Source organism: Devosia sp. Micro-HW1, assembly GCF_056341075.1.
Window position 1 is genome coordinate 793581 of record NZ_CP094375.1, and the last position, 15611, is coordinate 809191.

The following is a 15611-nucleotide window of genomic DNA, read 5'->3' on the forward strand; positions in this document are numbered from 1 at the left end:
GAAGCCGACCAGAGCCTCTGCGCCCTACCCCGTCAAGTCAGCTGCTGGCCTTACATTCCCAGATCGCTCGACCGGCAGGTGACCGTCCAGAGGCCACCGCCGGCGACCGAGACCACGCCGCCCACCTGCGCCTTCCGCGCCTCGTAAACCCGACCAATGCGGAAGCTCATCGCCAGATGCTCGCTGCCGCCGTCGTCTTTCCACGACACATCCCCGCCCTCGACATCCTCGCCGATAAAGCCACTCGAGACATATTCCCCGTCATGATCGGGATGGTCAGGGTCAGTGGAGATGCCAAAATCATCGGTGAGCTGCATCTCGACGCTGAGCACCGGCTGCACCAGGGCTGGTCCGGTCACATAGGTGAAGGTGATTGCTCCCTCGGCATCCTCGCAGACCACTGTGTCGAGGGCCACAACCGGCACCGCCAGAAGCACGGCCCCTACAACGCCAATGATGCACGAGCGCATTCACCCCTCCATGCAGACGACGTCGACCTTTGTGGCCGGCGTACTGAGGACACCAGAATAGCTTTCGGCGGTCCGATCCCAGACCACGCGCAGGCTGACGATGATGTTTTCGAAATTGGGATCGACGAAATCCACCATCAGGTTGTCGCCCTCAGAAAAAGCCTGGCCCACCGCGAAAGGCTCGCCTTCGCCGCGCTCCGGGCCCGTCGAGTAGGACTTGCCGTCGATTTCTGCATTGGCGCCCAGCACCTGCATCACCACGAGACGCCCCATGGCGATATCCACCGAGCCGCCCTCGCCCTCACAAAAAAGGCCCCCGCTTGCCTGAACGGGCGAAGCGAGGGCCAAAAATGCAGCAGCAATGATCGCCGCGCCGAACTTACTCGGCGATGTCGGCAGCAACCTTGACCGAGACCATCTTGTCGGGATCGACAACCGGTTCGCCGCGCTTGATCTGGTCGACATTCTCCATGCCCTCGATGACTTCGCCCCAAACAGTATACTGGCGGTTGAGGAATGGTGCATCGGCAAAGCAGATGAAGAACTGCGAATTCGCGCTGTTCGGGTCCTGGGCACGGGCCATCGAGGCCGTACCGCGCTTGTGCGGCTCGGCGTTGAATTCCTGCTTCAGGTTCGGATACTTCGAGCCGCCAGTGCCGGCCATGCGCGGGTTGAATTCGGTCAGGTTGGAATTGCCGAATTTCACGTCGCCGGTCTGGGCCATGAAGCCCTCGATCACGCGGTGGAACACCACGCCGTCATAGGCGCCTTCGCGGGCCAGCTTCTTGATGTGCTCGACATGGCCGGGCGCCACTTCGGGCTTCATCGCAATGACGAATTTGCCCTTGGTGGTTTCAACGACGAGGGTGTTTTCCGGATCTGCATAGGCCATTTTTTGCAACTTTCTTTGGGAAACGGTGGCCCGCATGTAAGGCGATTGCGCCACGGGCGCAAGGCTCGCTCAATCTTCTCCCCGTAAGGGATAAGGTGGCGCGTCGCGCCGGATGAAGGGAGCGCAACAGCCCCTTTGGAGGTTGAAGTATCCCTCATCCGCTCACGACGCCGAGCCACCTCTCCCCGACAGGGAGAGGACTATCAGCTCATTTATACTCGATCTTGGCCGAGACGATCTTGTCGGGATTGGCGACGGCGCCGCTCTGGCCCGCGCCCTTTTCCAGGGCGTCGACGGCTTCCATGCCGCTCACGACCTTGCCGAACACGGTGTACTGGTTGTCGAGGAAGCTGGCATCGGCATAGGTAATGAAGAACTGCGAGTTGAACGAGTTCGGGTTCTGCGAGCGGGCAGCGCCAACGATACCGCGCTGGAAGCTTTCCGAGCTGAATTCTGCTTCCACGTCCGGCAGGTCCGAACCGCCGGTGCCGGCCATCTGCAGGTTGTAGCTGGCATCGTCCGAGTCACCATTGGCCACGTCGCCGGTCTGGGCCATGAAGCCGTCGATAACGCGGTGGAAGACGACGCCGTCATACTCACCGGCCTCAGTCAGCGCCACGATGCGCTCAACATGCTTTGGCGCCAGTTCGGGCAGCAATTCAATATCGACCACGCCGTCTTCCAGCGTCAGGATCAGGTGCGGCGCGCCCGACTGGGCGAAGGCCGGAGCGGCAACCAGGGCTGCGCCAAGCGAAAGTGCGGCGAGGGTGGTGCGGAAGAACTTGGTCATTTGGACTTGAGAGCCTTGAGGACGATTGGAGGGACGAAAGCGGAAATATCTCCGCCCATCTCTGCGATCTGGCGCACCAATGTGGCCGAGATATGCCGCACGGGTGGGCTGGAAGGCAGGAAAACGGTTTGCAGATCGGGCGCCATCTGGGCGTTCATCCCCACCATCTGCATCTCGTAATTATAGTCGGTCGTGTCGCGAAGCCCGCGGATGATCAGCTTGGCGCCATTGTCGCGCGCTGCCTGCACCATCAACCCGGAGAAGTCGACGATGCGGAACTGCGTATTCGTGCGGGTCCCGATGGGCGGCAGCACCTGTTCGAGGATGGCCACACGGTCCTCGTGGGTAAAAAGCGGGTTCTTCTTGGTGGCGCTGACGCCAACCGCAACGACCAGCGTATCGACCAGCTTGCAGGCGCGCTCGATCACATCGAGATGCCCATTGGTCAACGGGTCGAAGGAACCCGGATAAAACCCGACCAGACCGTTCATTTCCACCCTTCCTCTTGTTCTTTAAAGCGGTTTTGTCACGAGCGCAGCACCGAGGCAAGCGTGCCGGCACCAAGCAGGACCAGCATGACGGCACCGGCCAGGAACGCCATCGGCGTGCCCCACTGGCTGGCGATAAAGCTGCCGATCAGTGGCGCCGAGAGCATCGACCCCACGATGACAGCTTCGCCTGTCGCAAACACCCTCGCGATCCGGTCGGGCGGCGCCTCGCGCTGAACGATGGTCCGGTATGGCACCAGCATGAAGGCGGTCGCCCCGCCCATGAAGCCAAGCACCATGAGGAAACCCGCGGGCTGCACCGGCCAGCCCATCGTCGCCGCAATGGCCAGCAACGCTGTCGTCGTGCCCGACACCATGGCAGCCAGCGCCATGCTGAGTATTGGCCGCTTCTCGGCCAGCCGCCCCGCGATCAGCGCCCCGAACAAGCCGCCAAAGCCTGAGGCGGCGATGGACAGGCCGAACAGCGTGGCATCGAAGCCAAAACCATCGGCCAATAGGGCAATCAACGCGTCATAGAGAAAGAACGCGAAATAGGCGCAGGACGAAAAGATAAGCGCAATCAGTAATTTGCTGCTACGCCGGAATTCAGCGACACCCTTGAGCGATTCAGTGAAGAACTTCCCCTTTGCCTCATCCGAAGGGGTCCGGGCAGGCACCATTACGGTAGCGGCCAATGCCATGGCTACGAGGGATAGCGCGGCATTGAACAGGAACACCTGTTGCGGCTGCCACACTGCCAACAGCAGGCCGCCTGCGGCCGGGCCGGCGATCTTTGACGTCTGGTTGATCGCCTGATGCAGCCCATTGGCATGGCCACGCAGCGCCAGGGGCGTGGTCGCCTGGATGGCTGCCTGACGCGCCGGAGTAAAGGCGGAATCGATGCAGCCTCGCAGCAGCACCAGCGCCAGTAACACCGCTGTCTGATCGACAAAGGCAAAGGCCAGCGTCGCCAGCCCCCGCCCCAGGTTGCTCAGCACAAGCACCGTGCGGATCGGCGCCCGGTCGACGATGACGGCCAGGAAAGGGCCGACAAGCACATAGGGCAGGCTCAGCGCCATGGCCAAGAGGGCCATCACATAGGGCCCCTCGCCCCAGGCAAACACCACCAGTGCGATCACCGCCGCGTAGTCGAGCCAGTCCGAGAAATCTGCCGGCACGCTGGCCAGCGCCAGCCGCCGCGCGGGCTTCATGATCAGGAGGGCGGCGTAACTCGGTGGAGGTGCAGTGTCAGACGTCAACACGGAAACCCAGTTCGATTTCGCTCGCAGGAAGGCCGCGCAGACCCCAGTTTTCCCGTGGCACTTCGTGGAGGATTACCTTGATCTCGTTGGGTGCCAGCCCGAAGGGCGTCAGCTTTTCCACCATGGAAGCATAGAGCCGTCGCTTGGCTTCGATGCTGCGACCCGTAAACAGGCTGATCTCGATGACCGTATAGCGCGGCCCCGCGCTGGGCGGCGAAATCACCGCATCCTCGTCCAATTCCAGCAACCGCACGCAGCGGTCGCCTTCGGGAATGAGGATGCCGGCAACAAGCGCGGCCTGCACCGCCTCGATAAAGTCGCGGCGCCGGTCACCGAGCCAGCCGCGGCGGGTTTCGATTCGGGTAGAAGGCATTGGGCGAATTCCTTGATGAAAAAGATGAGCGGGGAGACGAAGGCTCAGGCCCGTTTCTGCAAAGCCAGCCACACACCACCAAACATCAGGATCACACCCGAAACCCGCGACACCATGCGGACCCGCGCTGCACTCAGCAGACCCCGCGCCTGACCTGCCACGAGAGCATAGATGGCGTCGGTCGAGCCGGCCACCACCATGAAAAACAGGCCCAGGACCAGCACCTGCGGAAAAGTCGGCTGGCTGACATCGACGAACTGCGGCAGGAAGGCCCCGAGAAAGATCAGTGCCTTGGGATTGGAGAGGATGACCAGAAAGCCCTCCAGCGCCGTGCGCAGGTTGCTTTTGCCCCGCTCCGCCTCGACCGCGCCAAGGTCGCCGTCACTGCGCAGCATCTTGAAGCCGAGCCAGACCAGATAAGCCGCACCGATCAGCTTGATCCAGTCAAAGGCCGCGCCCATGAAGGCCACCAGCGCCTGCATGCCCAAAGCCACGACCAGCGTCATCACCAGAAACCCGGCCTGCGTCCCGGCAACAATGGCCAGCCCCGCCCCCGTGCCGCGCGCCAGCGAATTGGCGACAATCACGGTAACAGTTGGACCGGGCACGATGGCGAGCAGGAAACAGGCCCCGAGATAGGGGATGAGCACGGAAAGATCGAACACGGCAAGACTCCTCTTACATGGAGCAAGCCACCGCATCGCAGCCTTTGCAAGGGCCTATCGGCAGCAAGGGCAAACCCCTCTATGACGTCACTGCTGATGAGCGGTTCCGTCGGCCGAAATTCCGGGAAGCTGCGGCAACCAGGGGAGCACCGATCGGAACCAGAACTGGCGCCTTGGTACTAGGTCACGCCTTTGCCGGAGCGTGCCCACGCGCAGGCCGAGACTGCGCGATCCAGCTGGCTCGTCCGACGTGGCGTAGATCGGCGAGCCGCAGTCACCGCAGAATGCCTGCTGGCGTTTCCGCCCGCTCTCGGCCGTCTTCACGTAGATCTTCGGCACACCGGCCAGCAGGCGGAACTCGTCCTCGTCGCAAGGCACGATCACGCGGAAGGCGGTACCTGACAATTGCTGGCAATCGGTGCAATGGCAGATGCGTACGCGCTCGGGATCGATCTCTGCTTCAAAGCTGATCGCGCCACAGTGACATGATCCATCCACCCTCATTTTCGTCTCCCACGGCCTGCGGGCACAAGGCGTCATGGCCAAAGCGAAGGGGCGCCGAAGCGCCCCTTTCCTATTCCTCAGAAGGACCGTCACCCGGAGCTTCCGGCGCGTCGGGCAATTCGCCCTCCTCGCCTTCCGGTTCGCTGATGCGCTCCACGGACACGACCTTCTCGTCCTCGGCCGTATCGAACACGATCACGCCCTGGGTCGAGCGGCCCTTGATGCCGATCGGCTTGTCGCCGCCGACAGGCAGTCGGATGGTCTGGCCGCCATCGCTGATCAGCATGATCTGGTCTTCTTCTTCCACCGGGAAGCTGGCCACCAGATTGCCATTTCGCTTGTTCACCGCCATGGCCACGATGCCCTTGCCGCCGCGTCCGGTGATCCGGTATTCGTGGCTCGAGGTCCGCTTGCCATAGCCGTTCTCGGAAATGGTCAGGATGAACTGCTCGGTCGCGCTCATCAGCGCGTAGCGATCCTGCGGCAGCGCACCGGCCACCACTTCGCCCTCGTCCGAGACGGCATCCTCGCCCTCATCCTCGCCACGCAGCGCCCGGCTCATCTTGAGATAGGCGGCCCGCTCTTCCGCCGTGGCATCCGAGTGGTTGATGATGGCCATCGAGATCACGACGTCCTTGTCGGCCAGCTGGATGCCGCGCACGCCCATGGAGTCGCGGCCCTTGAACAGGCGCACGTCGTCGACGCGGAAGCGGATGGCCTGGCCCAGGGCCGTGGTCATCAGCACGTCATTGTTGACGGTGCAGGTCTCGACGCCGACGATTTCATCGCCCTCATCAAGTTTCATGGCGATCTTGCCGTTCTGGCGCACTTCCACGAAGTCGGCCAGCGAGTTGCGGCGCACCGTGCCGCGGGTCGTGGCGAACATGATGTCGAGATTGCCCCAGGAGGTTTCATCCTCCGGCAGCGGCATGATCGAGGTGATGCGTTCGCCTTGTTCGAGCGGCAAGATGTTGATCAGCGCCTTGCCCTTGGCATTGGCTGCCGACAGCGGCAGGCGCCACACCTTGAGCTTGTAGGCAATGCCGCGGCTGGTGAAGAACAGCACCGGCGTATGCGTATTGGCCACAAAGAGCCGCGCGACGAAATCTTCCTCGCGGGTCGACATGCCGGTACGGCCCTTGCCGCCACGGTTCTGCGCCCGATAGGCCGAAAGCGGCACGCGCTTGATGTAGCCGGCATGGCTCACGGTCACGACCATGTCCTCGCGGGCGATCAGGTCCTCGTCGTCGAAATCGGCGACATGGTCCGAAATTTCCGTGCGACGCGGCGAACCGAACTGCTCGCGGATTTCCACCAGTTCCTCGCGGATAATGGTACGCACGCGCTCGCGGCTCCTCAGAATGTCGAGATAGTCCTCGATTTCCGCGCCCAGGCCATTGAGTTCATCGCCGATTTCGTCGCGACCCAGCGCCGTGAGACGGGCAAGACGCAGTTCTAGAATTGCGCGCGCCTGTTCTTCGGAAAGGTTGAACGTGCCGTCGTCATTGATGCGGTGACGCGGATCGTCGATCAGTCGGATCAGCGGCTCCACGTCAGCAGCGGGCCAGCGGCGGGTCATCAGCTGCTCGCGCGCCGTCGCCGGATCGGGTGCGGTGCGGATCAGGGCTATGACTTCGTCGATATTGGCCACGGCCACGGCCAGGCCAACCAGGATATGGGCGCGGTCGCGGGCCTTGTTGAGCAGGAACCGGGCACGGCGCGTCACCACTTCCTCGCGGAAAGTGATAAAGGCGTCCAGGATCTGCTTGAGATTCATCAGCTCCGGCTTGCCGCCATTGAGCGCCACGAAATTGCAGCCGAACGAACTCTGCAAGGCCGTGAAGCGATAAAGCTGGTTGAGCACCACGTCGGGCAGCGCATCGCGCTTCACCTCGACGACGACGCGCATGCCTTCGCGGCTGGATTCGTCGCGCAGGTCCGCCACGCCTTCGATGCGCTTCTCGCGGACCAGCTCGGCGATCCGTTCCACCATCGCCGCCTTGTTCACCTGATACGGGATCTCGGTGATGACAATGGCTTCGCGTTCCTTGCGCACTTCCTCGACGGTTGAGCGCCCGCGCACGATGATCGAGCCGCGGCCGGTTTCATAGGCCTGACGGATACCCGCACGGCCCAGAATGATGCCGCCTGTCGGGAAATCCGGGCCCGGCAGGTGTTCGAGCAGTTCCTCGGTGGTGATCGAGGGATTGTCTAGGACAGCCAAAGCCGCATTGATGGTCTCGGCCAGGTTATGCGTCGGGATATTGGTCGCCATGCCCACGGCGATACCGCCGCCGCCATTGACCAGCATGTTTGGGAAGCGCGCCGGCAACACGGTCGGCTCGCGTTCCGAGCCGTCATAATTGTCGCGGAAATCGACCGTGTCCTTGTCGAGGTCGTCGAGCAGGGAATTGGTGATCTTCTGCATGCGCACTTCGGTGTAGCGCATGGCTGCCGGCATGTCGCCGTCGACCGAACCGAAATTGCCCTGACCCTCGGCCAGCATTTCGCCCATGGCGAATTCCTGCGCCATGCGCACCAAGGCCATGTACACCGACTGATCGCCATGCGGGTGATATTTACCGATCACGTCGCCGACCACACGAGCCGATTTGCGGAACGGCTTGTTGTACTCGTAGCCGTTCTCGCTCATCGAGAACAGGATGCGCCGGTGCACGGGTTTAAGGCCATCCCGGACATCCGGAAGCGCACGGCTGACGATCACGCTCATGGCGTAGTCGAGATAGCTCTTGCGCATTTCATCGGTGATGTAGATTGGGGCGATGTCGGAGGGCGGAAGGCTGCCGCCGCTCACATCTTCGGGCGTATCTGTCACGTTGTGATTCTACGTTGGTTCCAGTTGTTCGTTAGATAGGCGATTCCGCGCTGGATTACCAATTTTCGGGCGTTTGAGCTGTGGAGAGATCCTCCCCGCCGCATCAGGTTGGAACCTCGGTCCGCCCCTGACAGGTACTGGTCGGTGTCTCCCCTGCGAAACGTGCAGTGGTCCATGCGATGAGGTCCGCAACGAGGGGAGAATCCGCGGCAACCACACCAACATGGTCGCGTCCGGCATAGTCGCGATAATCCAGGACGACGCCGGCATCGCACAGCTGCTGGGCAAAGCCCTGCTGCACGGCAGGCAGGACCAGGTCGTCGGTGAGCCCCTGGCCGATGAATACGGGCATTTCGTAGGGACCGGCGGGAATGTTTTCGCGCAGTCGTTCGCCGAGTGGTCCCGTGCCCGGATCTGCCGAAAAAATGCCGGCGGCAGGCAGGATCCTGGTTTCGAAGACCGAAAACAAGGTCCGTGCATCGGCCACGCAGCGGCCGGCAATGTCCCTCGCCAACGCCGAGGCAGGGCCGCTGACATAGGCGTCCCGGTTCACATCGGGATAGGCATTTGAATACGCCTCGATCACATAGCTCGATACAATCTTGCCGAACATGCCGCCTTGCGCCGTTTCGATCAGGGCGGGCATGTCGCTGGCAGGAGCGAAGGCCGCGGCTCCCACAATACTGATCTCGGGGGCATAGTCAGGTGCCCTCATGCCCGCCCAGAGCGCCGAATTGCCGCCCTGCGAATGGCCCCAGATCACCGCTTCTGTGCCAATCTCGGCTTCGTCCATCTGCGCTGCCGCACGAATGGAATCGAGCACGGCCCGCGCCGCATCGTCGCCAACGAGGTAGGCGTGTCCGCCCTCGGTTCCGAGCCCCACATAGTCCGTGGCGATATAGGCCCAACCCTCGGCCAGCAATTCTGTCACCGCGGGCACGTTGTCGAACGGCCCAACCACCGACGGCGCACAACCAGGGACAATCCCCGTCGTGCCATGGGCCCAGGCCACCGGCTTCAGCGGCCCTCGCGCACCGGTCGGGATCATCACGACGGCGCTCGCCACCGCCGGTGCATCGTCGATGCGCGTTGTCGAATAGAGGATGAGCCAGGCTTCTGCGCCTGCCGGTACGTCAAGCTCATAGGGCTGCACGGCGAGAAGCGTTCCCGGCGGCTCGGCCGGCTGCATGGAGCGATAGAAATCTCCGGGACGGTCTGGCCGGGCCCAGAGCCAAAGACCCAGCCCGGTGACGACGACCATCACCACCATCACGATCAGAACCCAGCGCAGTATACGGAGAGTTTTCATCGTCAATGTCCCCTCTGGGATGACGATAGCAAGCCGAAACCGCGGCTTCCAGCTAGTCCAGCACGGCCCGGTCGAAGTGCTCCCGCGCTGCAACAATCCCTGGTATGCTCCTGTTGGCCCAGTCGATCAGGTGACCAAAGGGCACGATCAGCGATTGCCCCAGCCCGGTCAGTCGATACTCCACGGATGGCGGCTTGGTATCAAACACATGCCGCGACACCAGCCCGTCCCGCTGCAGGTCGCGCAGCGTCTGCGTCAGCATCTTCTGCGAAATATCGGGAATTTCCCGGTGCAGCTGGTTAAAGCGCTTGGGGCCAGCCGCCAGGTACATGACGATCAGCATGCTCCATTTGTCGCCAATCTTGTCGAGGATATGCCGCACCGGACAGGTTCCGGTCTGTTCGAACTCTGCAGCTTCGTTCCAGCGCTCCACGAATTCGCTGGCAATGTCTTGTCCCTGCTGCATGCACTTACCTCCAGGTAATCTTTGGCTAAAAAAGTGCCTCCTTTTCAGCCGTGCATCGCCGCACTAGATAGGCACTCTCTTTTGGAGACTTACTCTCCAGAGCTACTCACTGCAAGAGAATCAAGTTCGTCAATCAAGGAGCCTTCGACATGACTCAATTCAAGGACCAGACCCTGTTGGTCACCGGTGCTGGCGGCCAGCTCGGCCGTCTGGCGGTCGAGGAACTGCTGGCGCGCGGCGCGACCAGGATCATCGCCGGCACGCGCGACACCGCCAAATTGGCGGACTTCGCGGCCAGGGGCGTCGAGGTGCGCCATCTCGACTTCGACGATAAGGCAAGCCTTGCCAAGTCCTTCGCCGGTGTCGACCGCGTCCTGCTGATCAGCGGCCTCGCTCCTAACAGGCTTCAGCAGCACACCGATGCCGTCGCTTCCGCCAAGGCCGCCGGCGTCAAATACATCGCCTATACTTCGGCGCCCAACGCCCGCCCTAACGCCGATGCCGCCGGCATCGCCGATCACTACTGGACCGAACAGGCCATCGCCGCCTCCGGCCTCGATTTCACCCTGCTGCGAGATCACATCTATGCCGAAATGGCCATTGTCGGCGCCGGGTCAGCCTTGGCCAGCGGCCAGTTGTTCGACGCGACCAATGGCGGCGGCCGCAACTATGTCACGCGTCTCGATACTGCTCGCACCGCTGCCGGAGCTCTGCTCTCGGCGACGGGCAAGGAAATTGTCGAGGTGACCGGCCCTGGCCCCGTCACCCAGGAAGAGCTCGCCGCGCTCTATACGGAGCTGACGGGCAAACAAGTGACCCGTGTGGGTCTGAGCGGGCCTCAGTTGCAGGCGGGCCTTGAGGCTGCCGGCCTGCCTGGCCCCTATGCCGCCTTGCTGGTCGCATTCGATCTCGACGCCGCTGCCGGCCATCACGCCGTTATCACAGACGTGGTCGAGCGTTACTCCGGCCGCAAACCGCAAAGCCTGGCCGATTTTCTGGCGGCCAACGCGGCGGCTCTTCGCGGCTGATCCCCTGCGGCCCGCTTGTACTCTGGCGGGCCGCTCACTTCTTTGCCGTCCGGCCGCAAATGCTGGACGTCACCCCATCAAACCCGTAGAAAAAGCCCTCTAGCCGCCCAAGGGGGAGTCGGGTTCTGGTGTCTTCGGGTTCTTTTCTGAAACGTATCTTCGACCGCGTCCTCTACAAGCGCTCTATTGGTTTTGGTCTCGAATATATCGGCCTCACCACCCTGCGGTTTCCGCGGCTCACTGCCCTTGCCGTCCTGGCCTTCACCATCCTCGCCTTCACCCAGATTCCCAAGGCGAATGTCGATGGTGACCTGCTGCGCGTCTATGCCCATTCAGGCCAGTATTACGACGCCTACGAGCATCTCTCCGACACCTTCGGCACGTTCGAGAACGACATCTACCTCCTCGTCAACGCCCCCAATCTGGTCGACCCCGAGGTCATCGAGCAGGTGCGCACGCTCGCCTTCGATCTTGAGCTGAACGAGTTCGCGGTCGGCACCATGTCCCCCTTCACCCTGCGAAGGCCCGAAAGCGGCGGCGGCTCCGTGCCCGCCGTGCCGGAGGGCATGCTGACGTCAGATGAAGTGGCCATGGCCCTCATGGATCTTCAGCAGAACGATCCGATGATGCGCAACCTCATCACCCCCGATCTGACCGGCGTCGTGCTCATCATGTTCCCCAATCAGGAACTGGTGAAGGAGCGGGGCGCCAAGGCGATGATCGAGAGCCTGCGTGAAACCATCGCCTTCTACGACCGCTCCGACCTCAGCATCGAGTTGACCGGCCCGCCGATCTGGACCTCGGAAATGCTCAATGCCGCGGTGGACGACCAGATCAAGTTCACCGTCTGGGGCTTTGGTCTCGGCGCCATCATCGCGCTCTTCGCACTGCGCTCCTTCTTTGGCGCCATCATCGTGGCCGCCACGCCATTCCTCGCGGTGATGTGGTCCATGGGCATGATCCTCATGTTCTTCGGATCATTCTCCTTCCTCACCATCATCGTCACGACGCTGGTGCTGGTGATCTCCTTTGCCGAATCCATGTTCTTCGTCTTCAACTGGCTGGCCTTCTGGCGCGACGGCATGGAGCCCAACAAGGCGGTGGACGCCACGGTCAAACTCGTCGGCCCGGCTGCCGCGCTGACCATGCTCACCACCTTTGTCAGCTTCGCCTCGCTGGCGCTGACCCCCGGTCAGGGCATTCGCGAATTCTCCATGGCCGGTGCCCTGGGCACGTTCCTGCTCTTTGTCTGCCTGATGACCTTCCTGCCGCTGCTGCTCAAGCTCGCCTTGCGCCTCGGCTTCAAGGCCCCGCCGAAATCGAGCATGGTGCTGACGGCCCCCCTGCCCCTTAGCTGGTTTCTCGCCAGCCGCTTCGGTCGGCCAATTTCCATCCTCGCCATCGTCGTCACCATCGTGCTGTTCGTGCCCTATGGGCTGATCAAGCCGCAGTTTTCCTTCGAGGACTTTGTCGCCAAGGAATCCACCGCGCTGACCGCGGCCGAAAGCATCGATGAAGGCGTTGGTGGCGTGGCCCCGCTCTATGTGCGCGTGCCGCTCATGGGCAACGATCCCAACATCGCCCCCGTCGACTTTGAAAAGGTCGCCACGGTCCATCGAATCGTCGAAAGCCACCTGGGCGAAAACAAGGTCATCTCCGCCGCGAGCATGACCAACTATACCGAAAGCGGATTCACCCGCGAGGAAGTCTTCGACGCCGTCGGCCCCTTCATGCGCAAGCGCTTCGTCACCGATGACGGCTCGCAGGCGCTGGTGACCGGCTTTATGCCGACCATCATCGATTCCGACGTGCTCAAGCAGCTGGTCAGCGATCTCGATGCCGAACTTGAGGCCGCAGGCATTTCCGACGCCGAAGTCGGCGGCTTCCGCATCCTGACCACGTTTGCCACCGATGACATCGTGCGCGGACTGCAGCTCGACCTCACCCTGTCCGTGCTGGTCAATCTCGGGCTGATCGGCTTCGCCTTCCAGTCCTTCCGCGTAGCGCTCGCATCGGCCATTCCCAACCTCTTCCCGGTTCTGGCGACCATTGCCTGGCTCTATCTTACCGGCGCGGGGCTGCAGCTGACCACGGTCATCGCCCTTACCATCGCCTTCGGCATCGCTGTGGACGACACAGTGCATTTCCTGTCGCATTACCTGCATTCGCGACGCGACGAGGGCCTGCCTCACCTCGAGGCCGTCAAGCACACGCTCGACCGCATCGGTGGCGCCATTGTCGCCACCACGATCATTCTGTGCTCGGGCGTAATCATCGTGACTTTCTCCGAGCTGCCTCAGGTGGCGCTTTTTGGCACGCTCTTCGTATCCACCCTGGCCTTTGCCGTCATCGGCGACCTGTTCATCCTGCCGGCCCTTCTGGCCGCGGGTGGCAAGTTCTTCCACCCGCTCGGCAAGATCGGCGTGCGCATGGTCGACAGTGATCCCACGCCGGACGATCCGACCGCCGACACCCACACGACCCCAGGCGCGCCCCGCGCTGCCTCGGGCGCGCCCCGCGGGAAACTCGATCCGTCACCAGGGAGCTGACGTCCTGTGGCGCTCAACACACTCTTGCCATGCGTTTGCGGCACTCGCGCAATTTCTGGCGAGGTGAGGCGCAAAAGAATGGCAAATTTGCTATCGATGATTCGCTGAACGGCCGGGGGGCTTGTTTCGCTTTTTGGAGGGCTTCCTGCCATGACCACTTTCGGATCCCTGACCCGTGCTGCGGCGCTGGCAGGTCTCCTGTTCTCCGCGATTGCCGGCGTCACTCCGGCCGTCGCCGCACCGGCCGACGTCGCATTGCTTCAGTCCTATATCGGCGAATGGCGTGGACGCGGCGTTCTTTATGGCGCCAACCAGGAATCGGTCGTGTGCCGCCTGACCCTCAGCCAGGGTAACCAGGATAAGGTCAACTATAGCGGCCGCTGCGCTCTCGCAGGCACCAACCTGTCGGTCGCGGGCACCATGGCCTATGTCGAGGCCAACAAGCGCTTTGAGGCCGCCATGACCTCCAACGCCACCTTCACCGGCATCGCCGTCGGTCAGAAGCGCGGCTCCGGCCTGATCTTCAACCTGCGTGAGCGCGATCAGGATGAAGAAGGCAAGGACCTCAACATTACCGCCCAGATTCAGCTCAATCCCGAAGACATCCACGTGACCTTCGAAGTCGTCTATGTCGAGTCTGGTGACAGCTTGCGCGCCGAAGTGCCCTTCTCGCGCTGATTGCCGATATTCTATTGCAAAAGGGCGGCCTCCGGCCGCCCTTTCCTTGTGAACGCCGTCATTGAAAGCAATGTCTTCATCACCGAAGAAAAGCTCCTGACCGAGCGCACGCGGCGTCTGGCCGAAACCGACGCCCTCACCGGCCTGGCCAACCGCGCCATCTTCCAGGCCCGTCTAGATGATCTTCATGGACAAAAGGGCGGCGTACCGGTCGGTGCCCTGCTGCTCGTCGACCTCGATCACTTCAAGTCCATCAATGACGAACTTGGACACGTCCAGGGCGACTACTGCCTGTCCGAAGCGGGCCGTCGCCTCAGCCATTGCTGCCCGCCCGGCGCCCAGGTTGCACGCATCGGCGGCGACGAATTCGCCATCCTCACCGATGGCCGTGTCAGCATTGACCTCGACCATCTGGGCGAGGCCATCGTGACGGCCTTCGCCTACCCCTTCAATTTTGGCGGCCACCGCCGCATTGTCGGAGTCTCGGTCGGCGCGGCACACCGCGACCAGCACGACGCCGACGCGCTTTATCGCAATGCGGACACTGCACTTTATCGCGCAAAGTCGGCCGGCCGCGGCACCTGGCGGCGCTACACCTCCGCCTGAGCGATCCAGATTTGCGGCAATATCCGCTCCCGCTCGGACCGCGACCCGGCCATGCCCGCCCGCGCCTCTGCCACCAGTTCTGGTGTCGCTGACTCTGGCGTGCCACTGTCGAAAGGTGGAGCGGGCGCATATTCGAGCGAGAGTTGCACGCGCCGCGCGACCGCCTCACCCAGCAATTCGGCCACAACGACCAGCGCGAAGTCGATCCCCGACGTCACCCCGCCCGCAGTAATGACGTTTCCGTCCCGCACCACACGACCATCGGTGGGGATGGCGCCCACGCGTGGCAGCAGGTCTATGGCGTTCCAGTGCGAACTCGCGCGCTTGCCCGCCAGCAGCCCCGCCACGCCCAGAACGAGTGAACCGGTGCAGACCGAGGTCACGTAGCGCGCACCTGCCGCCTGCCGCCGCACGAAGTCGAGCGTCTCACCGTCCGTCAGCAGCGCATTCACTCCGCCGCCCCCCGGCACGCAGATCACATCGAGCTGCGGACAATCCGCGATGCGTGTGGTCGGCGTCAGCACCAGGCCGGTCGCGCTCCTGATCGGGTCCAGCTCTTTCCAGATAAGATGCACCTTCACACCGGGCGCCGAGGCAAAGACCTCGTAGGGCCCGGTGAGGTCGAGCTGCTGCACATTGGGAAAAACCAGAAGTCCGATCTCGATGGTCATGCTGCCTCCAGGGGTTGACCTGAG

At 62.6% G+C, this 15611-nt stretch carries 17 protein-coding genes; 4 read left to right on the forward strand and 13 right to left on the reverse strand.

Features of this window, described 5'->3' with window-relative positions:
- Nucleotides 1-50: 50 nt before the first annotated feature.
- The 12 genes from MQW79_RS03630 to MQW79_RS03685 all read right to left on the reverse strand — a co-directional run bounded on the left by MQW79_RS03630 (nt 51) and on the right by MQW79_RS03685 (nt 10055).
- Nucleotides 51-470: a hypothetical protein gene (locus tag MQW79_RS03630; RefSeq protein WP_476586894.1), complete on the reverse strand. Its 420-nt coding sequence runs from the start codon at nt 468-470 to the stop codon at nt 51-53.
- Nucleotides 471-743: a hypothetical protein gene (locus MQW79_RS03635; RefSeq protein ID WP_476586895.1), complete on the reverse strand. Its 273-nt coding sequence runs from the start codon at nt 741-743 to the stop codon at nt 471-473.
- A 106-nt stretch (nt 744-849) separates the two neighbouring features.
- The gene (locus tag MQW79_RS03640; RefSeq protein WP_476586896.1) at nt 850-1362 is read right to left on the reverse strand and encodes a peptidylprolyl isomerase; all 513 of its coding nucleotides are present in this window, start codon (nt 1360-1362) and stop codon (nt 850-852) included.
- A 208-nt stretch (nt 1363-1570) separates the two neighbouring features.
- Entirely contained in the window at nt 1571-2152 is a 582-nt protein-coding gene (locus MQW79_RS03645; RefSeq protein WP_476586897.1) for a peptidylprolyl isomerase, read from the reverse strand.
- Nucleotides 2149-2643 (reverse strand): pantetheine-phosphate adenylyltransferase, encoded by a 495-nt coding sequence (gene coaD, locus MQW79_RS03650; RefSeq protein WP_476586898.1) that lies wholly within the window; start codon nt 2641-2643, stop codon nt 2149-2151. Before coaD ends, MQW79_RS03645 begins: the two co-directional genes overlap by 4 nt.
- Nucleotides 2644-2678: 35 nt before the next feature.
- Nucleotides 2679-3899, reverse strand: a complete 1221-nt coding sequence (locus tag MQW79_RS03655; protein ID WP_476586899.1) for an MFS transporter — start codon at nt 3897-3899, stop codon at nt 2679-2681.
- Entirely contained in the window at nt 3889-4275 is a 387-nt protein-coding gene (locus tag MQW79_RS03660) for a tautomerase family protein (RefSeq protein ID WP_476586900.1), read from the reverse strand. The genes MQW79_RS03655 and MQW79_RS03660 overlap by 11 nt, the downstream gene beginning before the upstream one ends.
- Nucleotides 4276-4319: 44 nt before the next feature.
- On the reverse strand, nt 4320-4940 hold the full coding sequence (locus tag MQW79_RS03665) for a LysE family translocator (protein ID WP_476586901.1): 621 nt from the start codon (nt 4938-4940) through the stop codon (nt 4320-4322).
- Nucleotides 4941-5027: 87 nt separating this feature from the next.
- On the reverse strand, nt 5028-5444 hold the full coding sequence (locus MQW79_RS03670) for a GFA family protein (RefSeq protein ID WP_476586902.1): 417 nt from the start codon (nt 5442-5444) through the stop codon (nt 5028-5030).
- Nucleotides 5445-5514: 70 nt separating this feature from the next.
- The gene (gene gyrA, locus MQW79_RS03675) at nt 5515-8202 is read right to left on the reverse strand and encodes a DNA gyrase subunit A (RefSeq protein WP_476588179.1); all 2688 of its coding nucleotides are present in this window, start codon (nt 8200-8202) and stop codon (nt 5515-5517) included.
- 181 nt (nt 8203-8383) lie between these two features.
- Entirely contained in the window at nt 8384-9589 is a 1206-nt protein-coding gene (locus MQW79_RS03680; protein WP_476586903.1) for a lipase family protein, read from the reverse strand.
- Between the two features lie 52 nt (nt 9590-9641).
- A complete protein-coding gene (locus MQW79_RS03685; RefSeq protein WP_476586904.1) occupies nt 9642-10055 on the reverse strand; it encodes a winged helix-turn-helix transcriptional regulator in 414 nt (137 codons plus the stop codon).
- A gap of 149 nt (nt 10056-10204) precedes the next feature.
- On the opposite strand from MQW79_RS03685, the gene MQW79_RS03690 reads away from it, so the two are divergent.
- The 4 genes from MQW79_RS03690 to MQW79_RS03705 all read left to right on the forward strand — a co-directional run bounded on the left by MQW79_RS03690 (nt 10205) and on the right by MQW79_RS03705 (nt 14916).
- Nucleotides 10205-11083 (forward strand): SDR family oxidoreductase, encoded by an 879-nt coding sequence (locus tag MQW79_RS03690; protein WP_476586905.1) that lies wholly within the window; start codon nt 10205-10207, stop codon nt 11081-11083.
- Nucleotides 11084-11211: 128 nt separating this feature from the next.
- Entirely contained in the window at nt 11212-13632 is a 2421-nt protein-coding gene (locus MQW79_RS03695) for an efflux RND transporter permease subunit (protein WP_476586906.1), read from the forward strand.
- Nucleotides 13633-13782: 150 nt separating this feature from the next.
- Nucleotides 13783-14310, forward strand: a complete 528-nt coding sequence (locus MQW79_RS03700) for a hypothetical protein (RefSeq protein WP_476586907.1) — start codon at nt 13783-13785, stop codon at nt 14308-14310.
- A gap of 48 nt (nt 14311-14358) precedes the next feature.
- A complete protein-coding gene (locus tag MQW79_RS03705; protein WP_476586908.1) occupies nt 14359-14916 on the forward strand; it encodes a diguanylate cyclase domain-containing protein in 558 nt (185 codons plus the stop codon).
- Here MQW79_RS03705 and MQW79_RS03710 read toward each other — a convergent pair.
- Complete coding sequence (locus tag MQW79_RS03710; protein ID WP_476586909.1) at nt 14901-15587, reverse strand: DJ-1/PfpI family protein; 687 nt, start codon at nt 15585-15587, stop codon at nt 14901-14903. The two genes, MQW79_RS03705 and MQW79_RS03710, sit on opposite strands and share 16 nt — an antisense overlap.
- Nucleotides 15588-15611 lie beyond the last annotated feature (24 nt).